The organism is Pseudoxanthomonas sp., assembly GCF_027498035.1.
Taxonomy (GTDB): domain Bacteria; phylum Pseudomonadota; class Gammaproteobacteria; order Xanthomonadales; family Xanthomonadaceae; genus Pseudoxanthomonas_A.
In genome coordinates, this window is the sequence record NZ_CP114978.1 from 3025580 (window position 1) to 3045205 (window position 19626).

Annotated in this window: 17 protein-coding genes and 2 pseudogenes; all 19 read right to left on the bottom strand. The window is 66.7% G+C overall.

Annotated features, from left to right (window positions below; all coding sequences use genetic code 11):
• Nucleotides 1-31: 31 nt before the first annotated feature.
• The 19 genes and pseudogenes from O8I58_RS13125 to O8I58_RS13215 all read right to left on the bottom strand — a co-directional run bounded on the left by O8I58_RS13125 (nucleotide 32) and on the right by O8I58_RS13215 (nucleotide 19595).
• On the bottom strand, nucleotides 32-2074 hold the full coding sequence (locus tag O8I58_RS13125) for an FUSC family protein (protein WP_298316824.1): 2043 nt from the start codon (nucleotides 2072-2074) through the stop codon (nucleotides 32-34).
• 19 nt (nucleotides 2075-2093) lie between these two features.
• Nucleotides 2094-3536, bottom strand: a complete 1443-nt coding sequence (locus O8I58_RS13130; protein WP_298316827.1) for an efflux transporter outer membrane subunit — start codon at nucleotides 3534-3536, stop codon at nucleotides 2094-2096.
• Nucleotides 3533-4456 carry an efflux RND transporter periplasmic adaptor subunit gene (locus tag O8I58_RS13135; RefSeq protein ID WP_298316830.1) on the bottom strand — a complete coding sequence of 308 codons (924 nt, stop codon included), beginning with the start codon at nucleotides 4454-4456 and terminating at the stop codon, nucleotides 3533-3535. Before O8I58_RS13135 ends, O8I58_RS13130 begins: the two co-directional genes overlap by 4 nt.
• Nucleotides 4453-4662: a DUF1656 domain-containing protein gene (locus O8I58_RS13140; protein WP_298316832.1), complete on the bottom strand. Its 210-nt coding sequence runs from the start codon at nucleotides 4660-4662 to the stop codon at nucleotides 4453-4455. The genes O8I58_RS13135 and O8I58_RS13140 overlap by 4 nt, the downstream gene beginning before the upstream one ends.
• An 87-nt stretch (nucleotides 4663-4749) precedes the next feature.
• Nucleotides 4750-5190: a MarR family winged helix-turn-helix transcriptional regulator gene (locus tag O8I58_RS13145; RefSeq protein ID WP_298316835.1), complete on the bottom strand. Its 441-nt coding sequence runs from the start codon at nucleotides 5188-5190 to the stop codon at nucleotides 4750-4752.
• A 632-nt stretch (nucleotides 5191-5822) separates the two neighbouring features.
• A pseudogene (locus tag O8I58_RS13150) lies at nucleotides 5823-6938 on the bottom strand (IS3 family transposase).
• Nucleotides 6939-7164: 226 nt separating this feature from the next.
• Nucleotides 7165-8097, bottom strand: coding sequence for an alpha/beta hydrolase (locus tag O8I58_RS13155; RefSeq protein WP_298316838.1), 933 nt, complete (start codon nucleotides 8095-8097; stop codon nucleotides 7165-7167).
• A 231-nt stretch (nucleotides 8098-8328) separates the two neighbouring features.
• Entirely contained in the window at nucleotides 8329-8712 is a 384-nt protein-coding gene (gene pcaC / locus O8I58_RS13160) for a 4-carboxymuconolactone decarboxylase (protein WP_298316841.1), read from the bottom strand.
• Nucleotides 8713-8752: 40 nt separating this feature from the next.
• The gene (locus tag O8I58_RS13165; protein WP_298316844.1) at nucleotides 8753-8944 is read right to left on the bottom strand and encodes an alpha/beta fold hydrolase; all 192 of its coding nucleotides are present in this window, start codon (nucleotides 8942-8944) and stop codon (nucleotides 8753-8755) included.
• Nucleotides 8917-9534 (bottom strand): alpha/beta fold hydrolase, encoded by a 618-nt coding sequence (locus O8I58_RS13170; protein ID WP_298316847.1) that lies wholly within the window; start codon nucleotides 9532-9534, stop codon nucleotides 8917-8919. Before O8I58_RS13170 ends, O8I58_RS13165 begins: the two co-directional genes overlap by 28 nt.
• Nucleotides 9535-9562: 28 nt before the next feature.
• Nucleotides 9563-10900: a 3-carboxy-cis,cis-muconate cycloisomerase gene (locus O8I58_RS13175; RefSeq protein ID WP_298316850.1), complete on the bottom strand. Its 1338-nt coding sequence runs from the start codon at nucleotides 10898-10900 to the stop codon at nucleotides 9563-9565.
• A gap of 686 nt (nucleotides 10901-11586) precedes the next feature.
• On the bottom strand, nucleotides 11587-12150 hold the full coding sequence (gene pcaG, locus O8I58_RS13180) for a protocatechuate 3,4-dioxygenase subunit alpha (RefSeq protein ID WP_298316852.1): 564 nt from the start codon (nucleotides 12148-12150) through the stop codon (nucleotides 11587-11589).
• Nucleotides 12151-12153: 3 nt separating this feature from the next.
• Nucleotides 12154-12864 carry a protocatechuate 3,4-dioxygenase subunit beta gene (pcaH, locus tag O8I58_RS13185; protein ID WP_298316854.1) on the bottom strand — a complete coding sequence of 237 codons (711 nt, stop codon included), beginning with the start codon at nucleotides 12862-12864 and terminating at the stop codon, nucleotides 12154-12156.
• A gap of 223 nt (nucleotides 12865-13087) precedes the next feature.
• A pseudogene (gene pcaF, locus O8I58_RS13190) lies at nucleotides 13088-14297 on the bottom strand (3-oxoadipyl-CoA thiolase).
• An 11-nt stretch (nucleotides 14298-14308) separates the two neighbouring features.
• Nucleotides 14309-14953, bottom strand: a complete 645-nt coding sequence (locus O8I58_RS13195) for a 3-oxoacid CoA-transferase subunit B (RefSeq protein ID WP_298316856.1) — start codon at nucleotides 14951-14953, stop codon at nucleotides 14309-14311.
• A complete protein-coding gene (locus O8I58_RS13200; RefSeq protein ID WP_298316858.1) occupies nucleotides 14950-15630 on the bottom strand; it encodes a 3-oxoacid CoA-transferase subunit A in 681 nt (226 codons plus the stop codon). Before O8I58_RS13200 ends, O8I58_RS13195 begins: the two co-directional genes overlap by 4 nt.
• 269 nt (nucleotides 15631-15899) lie before the next feature.
• Nucleotides 15900-17207 (bottom strand): MFS transporter, encoded by a 1308-nt coding sequence (locus O8I58_RS13205; RefSeq protein WP_298316860.1) that lies wholly within the window; start codon nucleotides 17205-17207, stop codon nucleotides 15900-15902.
• 140 nt (nucleotides 17208-17347) lie between these two features.
• Nucleotides 17348-18241: a type I 3-dehydroquinate dehydratase gene (aroD, locus tag O8I58_RS13210; protein ID WP_298316862.1), complete on the bottom strand. Its 894-nt coding sequence runs from the start codon at nucleotides 18239-18241 to the stop codon at nucleotides 17348-17350.
• 49 nt (nucleotides 18242-18290) lie between these two features.
• Entirely contained in the window at nucleotides 18291-19595 is a 1305-nt protein-coding gene (locus O8I58_RS13215; RefSeq protein WP_298316864.1) for a carbohydrate porin, read from the bottom strand.
• Between the last annotated feature and the right edge of the window lie 31 nt (nucleotides 19596-19626).

The window sequence follows — 19626 nt, forward strand, 5'->3', positions numbered from 1 at the left end:
GAATGACGATTCCGGGTGTCGATTGAAATGATCAGCTCGCGGCCACCGCCAGTGGCTGGTTCTTCGGCGCGCTGCGGCTGAACAGGCCGTGGCGCAGGCCCACCAGTCCCAGCAACGCGGCATCGCGCGTGGCACCGGCGGGCAGGCCGCCCAGGCGCGATAAGGATGCATCCAGTGCATCGCGCAGGGCTTCGGGGGCGTCGATCTGGTGCCCGGCGTCGGCCTGGGCGCGGTAGTGCGCGGTGATCCGGGCCAGCAGCGCATCGACGTTGCTGGCCGAAGGTTCGGGCAGTTCGCGCCGTGCCCGGCGCAGCTGCAGGATGTTCAGGCCGATGCGGGTCTCCTCCAGCAGGTCGACCGTGGCCAGGTCGCTGCCTTCGGCGGTGGCCGCCAGGCGCGGCGTGGCCAGGCCGAGCAGGTCGAGCATGCGGCCAGTGAAGCGCGCGCGGTCCTGCTGGCCGTGGCCGGCAGCGGCATCGGCCAGCAATGACCAGCCCGCGCGGACCAGGCGGCGCGCGCTCCATTCGGCACCGACCGAGCGGAACAGCCGCGTCATCACGATGGCGAACACCAGCCCCAGCAGCATCGACACGGCGGTGTTGATGTAGGTCTGGAAGTCGGCGTGATAGCTGCTCTGCAGGCCGAGCAGTGTCGACATGTTGGCCAGCATGATCAGGCCCATGAGCATCGTCGCGGGGCGATAGACCAGCAGGCCCAGCGGCAGGAACACCGGCGCCAGCACCAGCACCAGCGCGCCGAAATCCTTGACCGCCGGGAAGATGCCGAAGATGTAGATGCCGGCCACCACGCAGGCCACGATGGTGCCCGACAGGAACTTGAGGATGTTGGGGACCGGGTCGTCCATGCCGGCGAAGAACGCCGTGCCGACCGCGGCCATCATCGCGCCCAGGCCTCCGGCCGGCCAGCCGGTCCAGATCCACAGCAGGCAGTAGGCGAACACCGTGGCGCCGGCACTGAGCGCGCCGAACAGGACCATCGGCAGGTCGATGTGGCGTTGTTCGATGCCGGTGTCGAAGCCGGGTCCGCGCGCCGGGCCGAACACCGGCAGGCGTTGTTCGTGGCCGGTGCCGATGTCGTGCTGCAGGCGACGGCACTCGTCCCACAGCGTGAGCAGTTCATCCAGTCGCAGCAGCAGGCTGTTGCCGACCAGTGCGTCGATGTCGCGGGTCAGTGCCGGGCGCAGCGCGGTGATGCGTGCGCGCAGGGCATCCAGGGTCTCCGGCGCCGGCGTGGCCTGGTGCTGCCAGGCGCTGATGTCTTCGATCAGCGTGGTGAGCTCGACCGAAAGCGCCGCATGATCGTGCAGCGTGTCCATCCGGTCGGTGATGCCGGCCAGGGTGGGGATGAGTTCGAGCATGCGTGCGCGCAGTTCGCGCATCTGGGCATGCACCTGCGGATGGCGCGTGCTGTCGCGGCTGGCCATGACGATCAGTTGCTCGAACTGGCCAAGATCGGCGGCCAGGCGACCGCGGCGCGCATCGCGATGGCCGTCGCGGCGCAGCACCAGCGTGCACCAGGCCACCGCGTCGTCCATCCAGGCACCGATGCGGCCGGTGATCACCGACTTCATCGACGAGGGGAACACCAGCGCCGCCACCAGCACCGCGCACAGCGCACCGACGATGATCTCCTCGCTGCGGGCGACGGCCACGTCGAAGATGCCTTCAGGCTGGGTCACGGCGGGAAAGCCGATGAAGGCGGTGGTGTAGCTGGCCAGCAGGAACACATACGCCGACGGCCCGCGGTTGAGCAGCGAGATGCACAGGCAGCCGGCCAGCCACAGCGACAGCGCCAGGCTCAGCAGGACCGGCGCCTGCGACAGCGGCGGCAGCAGCATCACCGTGCCGACCGCGCCGATCAGCGTGCCGACGATGCGATAGAGCCCGCGCGAGCGGGTCCCGCCCAGCATCGGCTGGATCACGATGTAGACCGTGGACATCGCCCAGTACGGCCGCGGCAGGTTGCCCCACAGGCCGATGAACAACGCCGCCACCGCGGCCAGGTAAGCCTTGCTGGAGAACAGCCAGGCGCGCTTGTCCAGCAAGACGTTCATGCGATGGTGTCCGCGTGGATCACGGCGTGGCCGTGGCTTGCTGCCAGCCACCACCCAGGGCCAGGAACAGGCGGATCTGGTCCTGCGAGACCTGCGCCTGCGCATCGGCCAGCGCGGTTTCGCTGCCCACGCGGGTGCGGTCGGCATCCAGGCTGGCCAGATACGGGCGACGTCCGGCCTGGTACAGGCGGCGGTCTTCATCGGCGGCGCGCTGGGCCTGTTCCAGCGCCTGTTGCAGCGACTGCACGCGTTGCAGGTCCTGCACGTAGCGGCTCAGTGCGGTCTGGGTTTCGCGCAGCGCGTTGAGCACGGCCTGGTCGAATTCGGCCAGGGCCAGCTGCTGGCCGGCCTTGGCCACTTCCACCCGTGCCTTGGCGCCGGCGCTGGGGATCGACCAGTGGATGGCCGGGCCGATCGACCACTCCTGCGTGGCCGGCTTGCCGAAGTCTTCCAACAGGCCGGCCGCGCCGACCGAGGCGCCGATGGTGATGTCCGGGTACAGCTCGGCCGTGGCCACGCCGATCTCGGCGGTGGCGGCATGCAGCTCGCGTTCGGCACGGCGCACATCGGGACGACGGCGCAGCAGGGCGGCGCCATCGCCAATCGGGATTGCGCGGGCCAGTTCTGGCGCATCGGCGCACTGGTCCACGCCATCGGGGATCTGGTCCGGGGTCTGGCCGAGCAGCGCGGCCAGTTCGTATTCGGCAGCGAGCTTGCGTGCGCGCAGCGGCGGCAGCGAGGCCTGCAGCGTGGCCAGTTGGGCGCCGGCGCGATCGACCGTGCTGCTGGTGCCGCGACCGGCGGCGTGCATGCGCTGGGCCACGTCCTGGGTGCGCTGCTGCAGGTCGATGGAATGGGTTGCGATGTGCAGCTCGTGATTGAGGTGGCAGGTTTCCACGTAGCTGCCCACCACCTGGGCGACCACGCTGATGCGGGCCAGGTCGCGCGCGGCCATCACCGACTCGGCGCTGGCCTGCGAGGCTTCGGTTGCGCGCCGCAGCTTGCCGAACAGGTCGGTCTGGTAGGACGCGGAAAAGCCGCCGCTGGCCAGGTTGAACACCGGCAGCTTTTCTTCCTGCAGGAACGATTCGGCCGAGACCTGCGCGCGCTGCACGCCGGCTTCGGCGCCGAAATCGAAACCGCCCGCGGCCGCGGTCTGCTGGTACATCGCGCTGGCTTTATCCAGGCGCGCACTGGCCACGCGCAGTTCCACGCTGTTGTCGAATGCTTGCTGGACCAGCCTGTCGAGCAGCGGATCGTCGTAGAGCTTCCACCACTGGTCGACCGCGGCATCCCCGCTGTCCAGCGCGGCCGAATCGCCGGTGTCCAGGGTCAGTGGCTGCGCCTGCAGCTGCGCGTAGCGCGACTCGGCCGGCAGCACGTAGTTGGGGCCGACGGTGGTGCAGGCGGCCAGCGCGGCGCTCAGCGCGGCCAGGCCGATGACAAGGCGCGGGTGGCTCATGACTGCGGCCTGGTCCCGGTCTGTGCGGTGGCCGGGGGGGCGTCGGTTTTCGCTTCGGGCGGCAGCACGTTGACCGTGGCGGTGCGGCCGACCACCAGCTGCAGGTCGGCCGGCGCGTCTTCCACGCTCACCCGCACCGGGATGCGCTGGGCCAGGCGCACCCAGTCGAAGGCGGGATTGACATTGGGCAGCAGGCTCGCGCCCTGGGTGCGGTAACGGTCCTCGATGCCGGCGGCGATGCTCAGCACGTGGCCGTGCAGGGTGCGGCCGTCGCCCATCACCCGCACTTCCACCGGCTGGCCGGGGGCGATGCGGTGCAGGCGGGTTTCCTCGAAGTAGCCGTCCACGCGCAGCGAGGCGGTATCGAGCACGGCAAACACCGGCTTGCCCGCCGTGACGTAGTCGCCGATGCGCACGGTGCGGTCGGTCAGGCGCCCGTCGACCGGACTGTGCACTTCGGTGCGGGCCAGGTTGAGCCGGGCCAGGTCGACGCCGGCCTGGGCGGTGGCCACCGCGGCCAGGGCTTTGTCCAGGTTGGCGCGGCGCTCTTCGATCTCCTCGGCCGACACCAGGTCGCGCACGCCGTGGTCGCGGGCGACCTCGCGCTTGAGCTGGGCGACCACGGCCTGGGCCTGGGCCTGGGCGGCCTGGGCTTGTTCCAGCGCGATTTCGTAGCGGGCGCGGTCGACCACGAACAGCCGCTGGCCTTTCTTCACCGCGGCGTTGTCATCGACCTGCACGTCGGTGACCAGGCCCGAGACATCGGGTGCGACCTGGACGATGTCGGCGTTGACGTGGGCGTCGCGCGTCCACGGCGCTTCCATGTAGTAGCCCCACAGATGGTTGACGGCCAACGCCGCCACGCCGAGGGCAAGCACGGTGATCACGACGGGCTTGGCCCGCGCCAGAGGGGTTTTCATGGGGAAATCCAGTGCAGCAGCCGGTACAGGCCGTCGAGGAGGATGAGGAACAGGGCGAAGTTGAAGAGCGAGGGATGCCAGATGTGGTGGTAAGCACCCAGCCGCTGCAGGACGAAGCGCACGCCGCCCTTGAGCAGGTACGCCAACGTCATCAGGGCCAGCAGCGTCGGGACAAAGACGCCGTAGACGGTGAATTCTCCGGGCATGGGAGTGTGTGGATTTCGCAACGAGGGAGGGGAGGGGGCAGGACCCGCGCCGTGGGGCGCGGCACGACACGACGGGATGCAGCGGGGTCAGGAAGCTTTGGCGGCCTCTTCCACGATCTGGTACAGGCGCAGGATGGTGTCCATCTCCTGTGCCGACAGCGCGCCGAAGGTGGCCCGACGCAGGTCCGCCAGCTGGGTTTCGAGCTGCTGGAGCAGCACTTCGCCCGCTTCGGTCAGCCACAGCAGGTTGGCGCGGCGGTCGTTGGCGTCGCATTCGCGGCGCACCAGTCCGGCCGTGGCCAGCTTGTCCAGGATTCGCACCAGCGAGGGGCCCTCCACCCCGATCAGCTGGGCCAGTTCCACCTGCCGGATGCCGCCGCCGGAGCGGCCGATCATCAGCAGGGGCATGGTCATGGCATTGCTGATGCCCTGTCCGGCCAGCGCGTTGTCGACGACCTTCTGCCACTGCCGCCCGGCCAGGATCAGGCCGGAGGACAGCTGGAAACGGAGGTGGTCTGGCGTGGGCATCGGAATATGATGCTCGTCTATTAATGAGTTTGCTATCTATTTTTTTGGCGAATCTGCGTCGGCCGCAGCGGATGCTGATGTGGATCGATACATGTCATGCAACTCGCCGACACCTAACGTGCAATTTGTCGACGCAAATCATGCAAGTCGCTTAGGAACGTCTTCAGAAACAAGTTGTTGATTCGTTGAGAGATCGAGCGCAGAAAACATATCCACAGCCGCACAGGCATTGACCAATGGACCAGAAAGCACAAGCGCAGGCGCTTGATTGCTTATTTCGACTCGTGCCTAACTGATCGTTAGCACTTACAACTGGTTTTTCCATGCCGAGATGCGGGGCAGTTCGTAGAGCAGGAACTCCAGTGTTTCGATAGCCTTAGTCTATGGCTGGGCGAGATTCCTCTCTCAATAAGCACTTAAACCACTTGGAGCAATGGAATGCAGATCTACTGCCGAGGCATCGCAAAAATCCAGCACGCCGACACTCAACTCATCTATGAGATCGATGCTGATGAATTGGACTGGCAAGACTCGGGCTCTGATGAAAGGGGTATGGGCCCCGAGTATCACTACGAAGCGGTGATCGAACATCCTGAACTAGGAATCATGACGTGGGGTCGTAAACTCCCCCGTCAAGCAGACACATTAAAAGTAGAACTTCCGGCGTGTTGGTTGCGGTACTCGACAGGCGTCATGCCGCCAAGCGAATCGTGGGGTCGCAGTTCGTTGTAGTCGATCATCCACCAGTGCACAGCCTCGCAGACATCAACGAGTCTGGCGAACAGATGCTGGTCGAGTATTTCCTCACGGAAGGTGCGGTTGAAGCGCTCGATGGAAGCATTCTGGTTGGGCTTGCCGGGTTGGATGTACTGGATCGCCACGCCGTTGGCCTTCAGCCAGCTGGTGAGCACTTCACCGAGGAACTCAGGCCCATTGTCCGAGCGAACCACCTGCGGCAGGCCATGGTCGCACTTGATCTGCTCGAACACGCGGACCAGCCGTTGCGAATTGATCGAGGTGTCGATCTCGATGTGCAGTGCCTGGCGGTTGAAGTCGTCGACGACGTTGAAGGTACGGAAGCGTTGCCCACATGCCAGGGCATCGCTCATGAAGTCGACCGACCAGACCGTGTCAGGCAGTGCGGGGACATAGAGCGCAACGCGCCCTCGCTTGGGAAGGCGCCGCTTGGCGGCACGATGCAGGTTGAGCTTCATGGCCTTGTACACGCGATAGATCCGCTTGGGATTCCAGACCGGGTGTGCCTTGCGCAGCTGATCGCTGCACTTCCAGAAGCCGCGGCTTGAGTGGGCTTCCACGAAACCGGCGATGGCCGCGATCAACTCGGCATCGCGCACCGTCCAGTCCAATGGCGGCGCGTACCACGCCGCTCTCGACAGACCGACACAGCACAGGACCGACGCAGTGGCCGCCCATGCACCTGGACCAGGTGCAGGACGGCCTCGCGCTTACGAGCCGGCCCTAGAGTTTTTTTTGCGATCAGATCCTTCATCGCCGCGTTGTCCAGCGCCAGCTCGGCGTACATCCGCTTGAGCTTGGCGTTCTCGGACTCGAGCTCCTTGACCCGGCGCAGCTCGGAGGCTTCCAGTACCGCCGTACTTGCTCTTCCACTGGTAATACGTCGCGGTGCTGATCCCGGCTTGGCGGCAGAGGTCCTTGACCGGTAGGCCCGCATCAGCCTGCTTGAGCGTGGCGACGATCTGCGACTCGGTGAACTTGGATGTACGCATGAAACCTCCTGGCTGGGGAAAGATGCCAGAAAGTTCTACTTATGCGGTCTCTGTCAGGCGGGGGAGCTTACGAAAATTCCACTTCTGACTCCTGCTAATCCGCGGGGGGATTACCAATTGTCCGCAGCTCAGGCCAGCCTTAAGTGGTCGCGTTGCTGTTGAAGCGCGTCAGGGGAGTGGTTGCTGCATCGAACTCAAGCGCGATACGCGTAGGCCGGGTGTGTCCTCAGCGCGGTCGCTGCAGGAAATCCACGATCGACTGCACCCAGGCGGCGTGGCTGTCTTCGACATGGGCGACGTGGTCGGCGTGGGGCAGGGTGACCCAGCTGCGGTCTTCGCTGCCCAGGCGCACGTACAGGTGGGCGTTTTCGGCCTGGGTGGCGAGGGGATCGTTGACGCCGCGTAGCAGCAGGACGGGTAGGTCCTTGACCTGCTCGGGCTGGAAGTCGAACTGCGCGCCTGCGCGCCAGTCAGTGCGGACCGGATCGGCGGCCAGCGCCTGGTCGACATAGGCCTGTCGCACGGCATCCGGTACGGCGCCGGCGGTGATGAAGTCCGAGGCGGCGCCATCGGCGGTGGTGCGTTCGCGTGGTGGCTTGCCGGTCGGTTCGGGCTGGGCCGGTTCGGGCGCATCGACATCGTTGGGAAAGCCGTACAGCACCAGTGCCGATAGCGTCTTGGGTTGCGCTTGGGCAGCCAACAAAGCCACGCGCGCGCCGTTGGAATAGCCCAGCAACGCCGGCGCTGGCAGTTGTGGATGGCGCGCGGCAATCCAGGCCAGGGTCTGTTCGACATCGGCCACTGCGCGCACGGGCGTGTTCCAGCCATCGCGTTGGCGCGGCGTGGCGCCGTAGCCGCGCAGGTCCAGGGCGTAGGCGGCGTAGCCGGCCTTGGCTAGCGCGGCCAGCACCGAACGCGAATCGGTCGCTTCGCCCGGCACCTGCAGGTCGAAGTTGGGCAGCGAACTCCAGGTGCGGCCATGCACCAGCAGGATCGCACCGCGCGGCTGCGCCGGCACGCGCGACCAGACCGCGAGCGACTGGCCGTCGTCGGCCTTGACCTGCTGCAGTTGGGTGCCCGGCCCGGGTTGCGGCCGCGCCTGCAGGGCAAAGGTGGGTAACAGCAGCAACAGGGCCAGGCAGGCAGTGCGGAGCTTCATCGCGCGTGTCTCGTCGTGGGGGTGAACAGGCCGGCGTTCGCCGGGCCAGGTCGCATGATCGCCTGATTCGTTGAAGCTTCTACATGGCCGCAGGTGATGCGCTCATGCCGAAGCCCATGTAGAGCGGAGCTTGTGGCAATCCCATCTTGGGGACTCCGCTGGGGCTTTCCTGGTGACCCGTCCGAAGAGCAGCGGAGCAAGCTCCGCTCTACAGGTTGGCCGTATTGCGGGTTATTCGGCAGCCTGTTCTTCCAGGATCGGCTTGGCCAGCGCGAAGGCATGGTTAGCCGCAGGCACGCCGCAGTAGATCGCGGTCTGCAGCAGCACTTCCTTGATCTGGTCGGCACTGACGCCGTTGTTGCGCGCGGCGCGGATGTGCAGCTTGAACTCTTCGTCGTGGCCCAGCGCGACCATCATCGCGATGGTCAGCAGCGAGCGGGTATGGCGCGGCAGGCCTTCGCGCGTCCACACCTCGCCCCAGGCAGCGCGGGTGATGAAGTCCTGGAACTCGGTGGTGAAGTCGGTGCGTGCCTCCAGCGAGCGTTGCACGTGCGCCTCGCCCAGCACCGCCTTGCGTACCGTCAGTCCAGCTTCGTAACGGGCTTGTTCGTCCATCGTGGGATCTCTTTGAGTGTGTGGGTCAGGCGCGCAGGGCTCAGTCGTTCAGGAACGCGCGCAGCGCGCCGGTGAAGCCAGCCGGTGATTCGACGTTGCAGATATGGCGGCCGGGCACCTGGGCGAAGCGGCCATCGGCGACGGTGTCGGCGATGTGCTGCAGATCGCTGGGTGGGCAGACCGGGTCGTCATCGCCGGCGATGGTCAGCAGCGGCACGGTGATCTTCGACAAGGTCTCGCGGAAATCCGCGCCGCCCACGGCATTGCAGCAGCCGGCGTAGCCTTCTGGCGTGGTCGCCAGGAACACGTCGATGATGTCCTTGACCTGTTCTTCGTGGGAGTCGACGTGAAGTGCTCGGTGAACCAGCGCGTGACCGTGCCTTCGGCCAGCGGCTTCATGCCACTTTCCAGCACGCCGGTGATGCGCTGCGCCCAGCCCTCGGTATTGCCGATCTTGGCCGCGGTCGTGCACACCACCAGCTTGTCCAGGCGCGCGGCGGCGTTGAGGCCCAGCCATTGGCCGGTGAGGCCACCGATGGACAGGCCGCAGAAATGGGTCTTCCCGATCTGTAGCGCATCCCACAGCGCGATGACATCGCCACCGAGTTGATCGATGGTGTACAGGCCATCGGCGGCGGTGGACTGGCCGTGGCCGCGACGGTCGTAACGCAGGATGCGGAAGTCCTTGGCCAGCTCGGCCACCTGCAGGTCCCACATGCTCAGGTCGGTGCCCAGTGAGTTGCAGAAGGTTAGCCAGGGCGCGCCTTCGGCGCCGTCGATGCGGAAATGCAGGCGATGGGTGGGCAGGTCGAGGAAGGGCATGGGGCGTTGCTCCGTTGCTTTCAGAAAATCAGTCGGCCGCGAGGACGCGGTCGATCCAGGTATCGGCCATGCCGCGCCAGCTGTCTGCGGCGAACAGGGCGTCGAGTTGCGTGGCGCCGAGGACCGCGGTGACGTGCGCGTCTTCACCCAGAACCTCACGCAGGTGGCGGCCTTCACCGACCGAGCGCTTGGCGGCGGCTTCGACCAGCGCATGCGCAGCGGCCTTGCCCAGCGAAGCGGCCAAGGTCACCGACACGGCTTCGGCGTAGAGCAGGCCGCCAAAGCTGTCCAGGTGCGCCGCCATGCGTGCGCGGTCCAGCTGCAGGCCGTCCAGCACGATGCGCATCTGCGCCAGGCTGCCGGCGGTGAGGCGGATGATCTCCGGCAGGGTTTCCCATTCGGCATGCCACTGGCCGGGTGCGCGTTCGTGCGGCTGGTTCATCGCGGCGAACAGCGTGGAGACCAGGCCAGGCACGCGCGTGGCGGCGGCAATCGCGCCGACGCAGCCGACCGGATTGCGCTTGTGCGGCATCGCCGACGAGCCGCCCTTGCCTACGCCGGAAGGCTCGAAGGCCTCGGCGACTTCGGATTGCATCAACAGCACGAGATCTGTGGCGATCTTGCCCAGCGCACCGGCCAGCAGCGCGAAGGCCGTGCCGACTTCGACGATGCGGTCGCGCGAGGTATGCCACGGCAATGCGGGCAGCGGCAGCTTGAGTTCGTCGGCGAGCGCTTGTGCAACCTCCAGCCCGCGATCTTGCAGCGAAGCCAGGGTGCCGGCAGCACCGCCGAACTGCAGCACCAACGCCTCCTCGCGCAGCGCATGCAGGCGCTTGCGTGCGCGCTGCAGCGCGTCGAGCCAGCCGGCAGCCTTCAGCCCGAAGGTGACCGGCACCGCCTGTTGCAACAGCGTGCGGCCGGGCAGGCCGGTCGCGCGCTCAGCATCGGCGAGCGCATGCAGGGTGGCGCAGACCGCATCGAGCTTCGGCGTGATCGCATCCAGCGCGGCGCGTAGCTGCAGCACCGTGCCGGTATCGATCACGTCCTGGCTGGTCGCGCCCCAGTGCACCCAGCGCGATGCGTCTTCGTCGAGGGCCATGACCTTGGCGGTCAGGGCCTTGACCAGCGGGATCGCCGGATTACCGGACAGGGCGGTGGCTGCACCGAGCGCGGTGATATCGAAGGTGCCCGCGTCGCAGGCACCGGTGATGTGCGCGACGACGGTTTCGGGGATGACGCCGCATGCGGCTTCCGCACGCGCCAGCGCCGCCTCGAAATCCAGCATGCCCTGCAGGCGCGCGGTGTCATCGAACAGCGCATCGATTGCGGGATCGCCGAACAAGGGTGCAAGCAGCTGGGAAGTCATCGATCCGGATCTCGGGTGTTCGGTGGTTGTCGGTGATTATGCTGCGCCAGGTGGGCGAAGCATGACGTCAAGCTTTTCTGCTGTTGCTGTTGCTGTTGCTGTTTTTGCTTTGGATCTTGATCTATTCGAGCCGTAGAGCGAGCCGAGCATCGCAGGAAGGCAGGGCCGAAGAGGCGCGGATGTCTGAGCGCAGCGAGTTCCGCGCCGTGCCCTGGCTTCCGAGAAGCGCAGGGGACCGGCGCGTAGCGGCGGCGAGTGTCCGGCGAAGGCGGTTTTGCTTCCTTTTGCCAAGACAAAAGGGAGTCGTGTCGCGAAGCGGCGCGAAAGCTCTGCAATTGATTGTTCTTTCATCGTTGTCACGGATCAAAAGCGCCGTGCAGAGCAGGAGCAAAGCTTTCACACCGCTTCGCGGTGCGAGCCACTTTTGTCGTGGCAAAAGTAGCCAAAACCGTGGGCGCCGACGCGAGCCGGCCTACGGCCGGTTCCCTGCACTCCTCGTCTGATCGGGCACGGCGCCCAAACTCGCTGCGCTCAGACAAGGGCGCCTCTTCGGCCCGATCAAGCTCCGGTGCTCGGCTCGCTTTAAAGGCGCTGAAGATCAAAATCACGAGCAACCGCAACCGCAACCGCAACCGCAAAAAACAAAACAACCTCAGCAACAAGGCCGCCTTTCGGCGGCCCTTGGATCAATAGCTGAAGAACACCGTTTCACCGGTGCCCTGCATCCGTACATCCCAGGTGTATTGGCCCGGTGACAGCTGCCGGGCGACCAGCGTGTCGCGGCGCTCGGCCGGGACCAGCGCCAGGATCCCATCCTCCCCATTGCTGGCCTCGTCGGAAAAATAGATCCGCGTCGGCGAGGCCTTCAACAGGCCGCGCATGAAGACCAGCGCCACCAGGTGTGGCGCCTGCTTCGCACCCTTCAACCCCGGCACGCGTCCCGGCTTGATCGTGGTGAAGGAGAAGCGGCCCTGGTCGTCGGTCGGCACGCGGCCCCAGCCGTGGAAGGCCGGATCGTGGTCGCCGTGGCGGGGGTCTTCGGCATGCGCGTAGATGCCGTCGGCATCGGCCTGCCACAGTTCCAGCACCGCATCGCTGACCGGAGCGCCCAGGCCGTCATACACGGTGCCGGTGACCTGCACGCGCGTGCCCTTGGCATCGGCCGGGGCGATATCGGTGTTGTAGAGCGGCTCCAGGCCAAGCCGGTAGTACGGGCCGACGGTCTGCCAGGGTGTGGATTGAAAGCTCATGGTTTACTCCCAGACGGTCTGCTTGCGACCGCGCAGCACGATGTCGAAACGGTAGCCCAGCGCGAACTCGTTCTCGGTGGTTTCCCAGTCGAAGGACGAGACCATGCGCAGCGCGGCTTTTGGATCGGGCACGCAGTTGTAGATCGGGTCGAACGCCAGCAGCGGATCGTTCGGGAAATACATCTGGGTGACCAGGCGCTGGCCGATGCCTCCGCCATGCAGCGAGAAGTGGATGTGCGCCGGACGCCAGGCGTTGTAGTGGTTGCGCCACGGGTAGGCGCCGGGCTTGATCGTCTTGAAGCGATAGCGGCCGTGTTCGTCGGTCAGCACCTGGCCGGTGCCCTTGAAATTGGGGTCTAGCGGCGCGTCGTGCTGGTCGCCCTTGTGCAGGTAGCGGCCGGCGGCGTTGCACTGCCAGACCTCGACCACAGTGTTGCGCACGGGCTTGCCGTTCTCATCCAGTACGCGGCCGGAGACGATGATGCGCTCACCCAGCGGCTGGCCCGGGAAGCCGGCAGTCAGGTCGGCGCCGTGTTCGCCCAGGGTCAGGCGGTCCAGCGTGGGGCCGGTCACTTCCGACAGCGTCACCGGGATCGCGATGGGCTCGCTACCGACGCCACGCAGCACCGTCGATGCGTAGGACGGGTGGATGAAAGGTGGTTGCGAGCCGGGGTAGGGCTTGCGGTAACCGAGGAGGGGCTTGGATTCGCTCATCGCGGACTCCGTTGGCGGGGCGGCGCTGGACGCCGCGGGCTTGCTTGTTGTTGTCTTTGTAGAGCGGACCTTGGTCCGCTGTTGTTGCTTTGCTGCTGCTTGGCGCGCTTGGAAGGATGCATCGCTTCGGCCCAATACTTCGGTAAGGCCGCAGCGGAGTCCCCAAGATGGGATTGCCACAAGCTCCGCTCTACAAAAACGCAGGGCGGGGCATTCCGATGGATCAGACGCGTTCGATCGCCAGCGCCACGCCCTGGCCGACGCCGATGCACATGGTCGCAAGACCACGCCTGCCACCGGAAGCCTCCAGTTGCCGCAACAGCGTCAGGGTGATGCGTGCGCCGCTCATGCCCAGCGGATGGCCGATGGCGATGGCGCCGCCGTTGGCATTGACGTGCGCGGCATCGTCGGCGATGCCGAGTTCACGCATGCAGGCCAGGCCCTGCGCGGCGAAGGCTTCGTTGAGTTCGATTGCATCGAAGTCGCCGATCTTCAGGCCCAAACGCGCCATCAGTTTCTGCGTGGCAGGGACCGGGCCGATGCCCATGTAAGCCGGTTCCACGCCGGCCGAGGCGAAGCCCAGCACGCGGGCACGCGGGGTCAGGCCCAGCGCCTTGACCTGTTCGCCCGAAGCCAGCAGCAGCGCGGCGGCGCCGTCGTTGATGCCCGAGGCATTGCCGGCGGTCACCGTGCCCGGCTGGCGGAAGATCGGCTTGAGCTTGGCCAGTGCTTCCAGGGTGGTGTCGGCGCGCGGATGTTCGTCGCGGGTCACCTCGATGGTCTCGCCACGCTTCTTGCCCGGCGCGGTCACCGCGGTGATCTCGCCGTCGAAGAACCCTGCCGCCTGCGCGGCGGCCGCGCGCTGCTGGCTGCGTAGCGCGAACAGATCCTGGTCCTCGCGCGAGATGCCGTAGCGTGCGGCCACGTTCTCGGCGGTTTCGCCCATCAGATCCACGCCGTACTCGGCTTTCATCTTCGGGTTGATGAAACGCCAGCCCATCGTGGTGTCTTCGATCTGCTGGTTGCGGGCGAAGGCGCTCTCGGCCTTGCCCATCACCCAGGGCGCGCGCGACATCGACTCGACGCCACCGGCGATGGCCAGGCCCAGTTCACCGGCGCGGATGCCGCGCGAGACGGTGCCGATGGCATCCAGGCCCGAGCCGCACAGGCGGTTGAGCGTGCTGCCCGGCACGGTCGAATGGCAGGCCGGCCAGCAGCAGGCTCATGCGCGCGACGTTGCGGTTGTCTTCGCCGGCCTGGTTGGCGCAGCCCAGGTACACGTCTTCGATCAGCGCCGGGTCGATGCCCGGATTGCGCGCGATCAGCGCTTTCAGCGGCACCGCGCCCAGGTCGTCGGCGCGCACGCCGGCCAGCGCGCCGCCGTAGCGGCCCACGGGTGTGCGGATGCCATCGATGATGAAGGTTTCGCTCATTGCATCGCTCCTCAGTGCGCCAGCGTCAGGCCGGTCAGGCGCTGCAGCTCGTCAATCGAAAGGCCGTCGACCAGTTCGACCACGCGTGCGCCATCGGCGCCCAGATCGAACACGCCCAGGTCGCTGTACACGCGGCTGACGCAGCGCAGGCCGGTCAGCGGATACGTGCAGTCGGCGACCAACTTGCTTTCGCCGGTCTTGGTCAGCAGGTCCATCATCACGTAGGTCTGCTTGGCGCCGATGGCCAGGTCCATCGCGCCGCCCACGGCGGGGATCGCGTCGGGTGCGCCGGTGCTCCAGTTGGCCAGGTCGCCGTGCTGGGACACCTGGAACGCACCCAGCACGCACACGTCCAGATGGCCGCCGCGCATCATTGCGAACGAGTCGGCATGGTGGAAATAGCAGCCGCCGGTGAGCAGCGTCACCGGCTGCTTGCCGGCGTTGATCAGGTCCGGATCTTCCTCGCCTTTGGCCGGCGCCGGGCCCATGCCGAGCAGGCCGTTTTCGCTCTGCAGGAAAATCTCTTTATCCGCCGGCAGATAGTTGGCGACCTGTGTGGGCAGGCCGATGCCGAGGTTGACGTAGGCGCCTTCGGGGATGTCGCGGGCCACGCGTTCGGCCATCTGTTCGCGGGTCAGTCGCTGGTAGCTGCTCATGCGCTGGCCTCCTTGTGGCCGACCGCAATCACGCGCTGGACGAAGATGCCGGGCGTGACGACGGTTTCGGGATCGAGCGCGCCGAGGTCGACGATTTCATGCACCTGCGCGATCGTGCAGGCTGCGGCCATCGCCATCAGCGGGCCGAAATTGCGCGCGGTCTTGCGATACACCAGGTTGCCCCAGCGGTCGCCCTTGTGCGCCTTGATCAGGGCGAAGTCGGCGCGGATCGGGTATTCCAGCACGTAGTGCTTGCCGTCGATCTCGCGCGTTTCCTTGCCGTCGGCCAGTTCGGTGCCGTAGCCGGTGGGGGTGAAGATCGCGCCCAGGCCATTGCCGGCGGCGTGGATGCGTGCGGCCAGGTTGCCTTGCGGGACCAGTTCCAGTTCGATCTCGCCGGCGCGGTAGGCCGCGTCGAAATGCTGCGAGTCACTCTGGCGCGGGAACGAGCACACGATCTTGCGCACGCGCTTGTGCTTGATCAGCGCGGCCAGCCCGGTCTCGCCGTTGCCGGCGTTGTTGTTGACGATGGTCAGTTCGCGCGCGCCGTGTTCGATCAGCGCATCGATCAGCTGGTCCGGCATGCCGGCCGTGCCGAAGCCGCCGATCATCACCGTGGCGCCGTCGTGGATGTCGGCTACCGCCGCTTCCACCGAATCCAGGGTCTTGTCGATCATGGCCTCGCATCCTGAGCGCGATCACGCGCGGTGCGGAGCAGGAGTGCGCCAGGGCGCGGGAGAGCGATGGAAAACATCGAAAGCACATCCTCGGCAGTGGAACCGGGCGCACGCCACGCGCACGCGGGGAAGGCCACGGTGAACCTGGAGCAAAACAGCGTCAATCCGAATATCGGAATTATGTGCGTTATTCGCACAAAATAGACCAAGGTCTAATCCGGTGTGCCGTGGCTGTTTTCCGCGATGTCGAGGCGGGCGCGTGGCGCGCTTCAGCGCCGCGCTGCCAGCCGCATCGACAGCACCGCCACCACCGCCACCAGCAGCGGTAGCGCCAGTACGTAGTACAGGTTGGCCGGCTGCCAGCCGGCGTCGACCAGCACACCGACGGTCATCGGCGAAAGGATCGCGCCGATGCGGCCGATGCCGATCGCCCATCCCAATCCCGTCGTGCGCACCGACGCGTCGAACACGATCGGCGCCACCGCATACAGGCCGGCCATCGAGCCGAACAGCGCCGCGCCGATGACGAAGGCCACCGGGAAGGCCAGGTTCAACTGCGTGCCCAGCCAGGCGAACACCACCATGCCGACCGCGGCGATGACGAAGCTGCCGGCCGTCAGGCGCGTGATCAAAAAGCGCGACGCCAGCCAGCCAAACAGCGCGCCGCCGAAGATCCCGCCCAGGTTGAGCAGCACGCCGCCGGTGATGCCCTGTTCGGCCGACATGCCCGCCTGGACCAGCAGCTTGGGCGTCCAGCTCAGCACGAAGTAGAACGCGAACATGTGCATGAAGAAGCCCAGCGCGATCAGCACCGTGTTGCGACGCAGGCCGCTGGTGAACAGCGCTGCATAGCCGGCCCTGGGCGGCGTGGCCGGCGCTGCGGGCAATGCGGTGAGCGCCGGTTGCTGCATGCGCGCCAGCAGCGCGTTGAGGCGCTCCAGCGCGCCGTCGGGCCGCCGGCTGACCAGGAAATCCAGTGACTCGGGCAGCAGCGCCAGCACCACCGGGATGCACAGCAGCGAGGCCGCCGCGCCGAACACGAACACCGAATGCCAGCCCCAGTGTTCCAGCATGGCCGCGGCGATCAGGCCGCCGATGGTCGCGCCGATGGGATAGCCGGTGGCCTGCAACGCCACCGCGGTGCTGCGCCACTTGGGGCTGGCGTACTCGGCGGTGATCACGCCCACGCCGGCCAGCATGCCGCCGATGCCGATGCCGGTGAACACGCGCAGCGCAGCCAGCTGCCAGGCGTCCTGGGCGAACGCCGACAGCAGCATGCCCACGGTCAGGATCACCAGGCACCACAGGATCATCGCGCGCCGGCCGTATTTGTCGGCCAGCGGTGCCAGCACCAGCGAGCCCAGCGCCATGCCGACCAGCCCGGCGCTGAGCATCAGGCCCAGCTCCTTGCCGCTCAGGCCCCAGTCGGCCGATACGTGCGGTGCGGCGAAGGCCATGACCATCACGTCGAAGCCGTCGAGCATGTTGAGCAGTACGCAGATGGCGATGGCCAGCCACTGGAAACGGCTCATGCGGTTCAAGGTGACAACGGCGGATGTGGCGTTGGCGTGGGCCATGGCGGCTCCTTCGGTCCTGCGTGACGGGCCTGGCCCGGTGGTCCCGCACTTCGTCGGGACGGTATCGCCAGCCATGGCAGACGGGCACGCCGCCCTCGCGGCGGCGCGTGCAACGACGCGGGCGGCTGCCCGGCGCGGGCCTACTGCGGCTTCTTGGTGGCGTTGTCCAGCGTGGTCAGGATGCCGCGCAGTGTGCCGACTTCGATCTGGCCCGGCGCCGAGGCGGTGCCGATCATGCCGAAGGTCAGTGCCTGGCCGAAGGTCTCGCCGGCCAGGCGCGAGACCACGCCGGTCGGACCCATCGACATGGTCAGCAGCGGCCGGTCGCTGGTCTGGCGCAGCTGCCAGGTGGCATCCAGCAGTTTGAGCACATCGCCCGGGTTCTGCGGCATCACCGCGATCTTCAGTACGTCCGCGCCCAGGGCCTGCTGCTTGTGCAGGCGCGACACGATTTCCGCCGTGTCGGGGGTGGCATGGAAGTCGTGGTTGGACATCACGATGTACGCGCCGGCCGTGTGCGCGGCCGCGATGATCTGCTTGACCACCGCTTCGTCGCGGAACATCTCCACGTCGTACAGGTCTGCCGCCTTTGCCTTGATCAGCGCCGCGTACAGCTTGCCGTAGTCGGCATCGCTGATCGCGGTGGCGCCGCCTTCGTTGCTGGTGCGGAAGGTCAGGATCACCGGCTTGCCGCCAGCCGCCGTGGCGATTTGCGGGGCCAGCTTGATCAGTGCCTTGGCATCGCTGGCGATGTCCAGGTAATCGATGCGCCACTCGACCACGTCGGTATCGGCATTGGCGCCGATCGTCCGGGCCTGGGCCAGCTGTTCGGCCGCGGTCTTGGCGGTGACCGGCACGATGGTCTTGGGCGCACCCTCGCCAATGACCACGCCCTTGACGGCAATGGTGCGGACGGCAGCGGCGGAGGCGGGGGCGTTGGTCATGTCGGCAGCAAGGGCAGCGGTGGTGGCGCTGGCCGTCATCGAGATGGCCAGCAGCACGCGGGCGGCTAGGGTAGTACGGACAAGCTTCATCTGAATCCCTCCCAGGAGGATGTCTTGGCGCAGTGGTGCGGGAAAAACCTTAGAACGTGATCTTGGCCTGCAGGCCCACCGCCAGCGCGTTGTCGGTCTGGGTGTAGGCGAACGTGCCGGGGTTGGTGATGTACTGCACGTCCGGGCGCAGCATCAGCCACGGATTGACCTGGAAGCTGTAGGACAGCTCGAACAGCTCTTCGGCGCCGGTGAGGGCGTACAGCGGCGAATCGGTGGCCACGCCGGCGTTCTGCAGCGTGGCGCGTCGCGCGTCCACCAGGCGGTGGTTGATGTCGGCGCCCACGTAGCCCAGCGCGATGCGGTCCTTGGTCCGCGAGCCCACGCCCTGCCAGACGCCGCCAACCGCGTACCAGCGCTTGAGCTGGGCGGTATCGGTGTCCGACTCCATGTACTGGGCGAAGCCGGTCAGGCCGATATCGGCCTGGCTGCCCGGTGTGTAGACCTTCTGTTCGACCAGCACGTAGGCGCCATCGCGACCGGTGACCGAACTGGTGTCCAGGCCTTTCTTGGCCACGCGCGAAGAGTCGTAATAGCCGCCGAACTTGTACACGCCCGGGTAGCGGGTGCCGGTGCCGGGTTTCCAGGTCACTTCCACCGGGAACAGCGAGCCGGTGGTGCCCGACACGCCGGGGCGGAATGCGTTGTGGACGTTGTCGCCGGCCAGGTTCGGGTTCACCTGGAACCAGCCCGCGCGCAGGTTCACTTCCTTGGTCAACTGCTCGGCAAATTCACCGCCCCAGCGCGCGGTCGGATAGTTGTACCAGCCGCTGTTGCCACTCATGGCCAGCGGGTGCGCGCAGAAGGCGGCATTGACGAAGTTGGTCAGCAGCGTGTGCGAACCGAACTGGTTGCCCATCGCATAGAAGCCCAGCTTGAAGTACGACTTGCCGCCGTTGAACTTCTGGTCGTAGCTGAGCTCGGTCAGGCGCGTGTACTGGCCGCCGTAGGCCTCCTGGATCGGGAAGCGGTTGCCCACCAGGTCGGCCGAGGTGCTGTTGCCGCGCCGGTCGTTGAGGGTGAAGTGGATCGTGCCGCCGTCCCAGCCGGCCAGCTTGCCCATGTCCAGGTCCATGCCCACGCGCACCTGCTGGGCGTAGCGCGCGCCGGTGTCCTTGCCGCCATCGACGATGCCCATGGCCTCGCCGACGTAGTCGCCGCGCAGGGTGATGCCCTTGTCCACCAGCGAGGCGCGCTTGCCATCCCAGCCGCCGAACAGAGAGTCGGTGTCGTAGGCATCGGCGGCGCTGGCGATGCCGGGCAGGGCCAGCAGCGCGGCGGCCAGCGGCGCCAGGGCGAAGGATGGACGGAACGAAGCGGCGTGACGGTACGACATGGGGAGAGGCCTTGCGTTGAATGCGTCGAAA

What these genes read in the sequence shown, in the direction of transcription:
- pcaG (WP_298316852.1), bottom strand. Translation starts at nt 12,150, where the DNA reads ATGAGCTTTCAATCCACACCCTGGCAGACCGTCGGCCCGTACTACCGG.
- O8I58_RS13155 (WP_298316838.1), bottom strand. Translation starts at nt 8,097, where the DNA reads ATGAAGCTCCGCACTGCCTGCCTGGCCCTGTTGCTGCTGTTACCCACC.
- pcaH (WP_298316854.1), bottom strand. Translation starts at nt 12,864, where the DNA reads ATGAGCGAATCCAAGCCCCTCCTCGGTTACCGCAAGCCCTACCCCGGC.
- aroD (WP_298316862.1), bottom strand. Translation starts at nt 18,241, where the DNA reads ATGAAGCTTGTCCGTACTACCCTAGCCGCCCGCGTGCTGCTGGCCATC.
- O8I58_RS13140 (WP_298316832.1), bottom strand. Translation starts at nt 4,662, where the DNA reads ATGCCCGGAGAATTCACCGTCTACGGCGTCTTTGTCCCGACGCTGCTG.
- O8I58_RS13130 (WP_298316827.1), bottom strand. Translation starts at nt 3,536, where the DNA reads ATGAGCCACCCGCGCCTTGTCATCGGCCTGGCCGCGCTGAGCGCCGCG.
- O8I58_RS13205 (WP_298316860.1), bottom strand. Translation starts at nt 17,207, where the DNA reads ATGGCCCACGCCAACGCCACATCCGCCGTTGTCACCTTGAACCGCATG.
- O8I58_RS13175 (WP_298316850.1), bottom strand. Translation starts at nt 10,900, where the DNA reads ATGACTTCCCAGCTGCTTGCACCCTTGTTCGGCGATCCCGCAATCGAT.
- O8I58_RS13135 (WP_298316830.1), bottom strand. Translation starts at nt 4,456, where the DNA reads ATGAAAACCCCTCTGGCGCGGGCCAAGCCCGTCGTGATCACCGTGCTT.
- O8I58_RS13200 (WP_298316858.1), bottom strand. Translation starts at nt 15,630, where the DNA reads ATGATCGACAAGACCCTGGATTCGGTGGAAGCGGCGGTAGCCGACATC.
- O8I58_RS13170 (WP_298316847.1), bottom strand. Translation starts at nt 9,534, where the DNA reads ATGCCCTTCCTCGACCTGCCCACCCATCGCCTGCATTTCCGCATCGAC.
- pcaC (WP_298316841.1), bottom strand. Translation starts at nt 8,712, where the DNA reads ATGGACGAACAAGCCCGTTACGAAGCTGGACTGACGGTACGCAAGGCG.
- O8I58_RS13195 (WP_298316856.1), bottom strand. Translation starts at nt 14,953, where the DNA reads ATGAGCAGCTACCAGCGACTGACCCGCGAACAGATGGCCGAACGCGTG.
- O8I58_RS13215 (WP_298316864.1), bottom strand. Translation starts at nt 19,595, where the DNA reads ATGTCGTACCGTCACGCCGCTTCGTTCCGTCCATCCTTCGCCCTGGCG.
- O8I58_RS13145 (WP_298316835.1), bottom strand. Translation starts at nt 5,190, where the DNA reads ATGCCCACGCCAGACCACCTCCGTTTCCAGCTGTCCTCCGGCCTGATC.
- O8I58_RS13125 (WP_298316824.1), bottom strand. Translation starts at nt 2,074, where the DNA reads ATGAACGTCTTGCTGGACAAGCGCGCCTGGCTGTTCTCCAGCAAGGCT.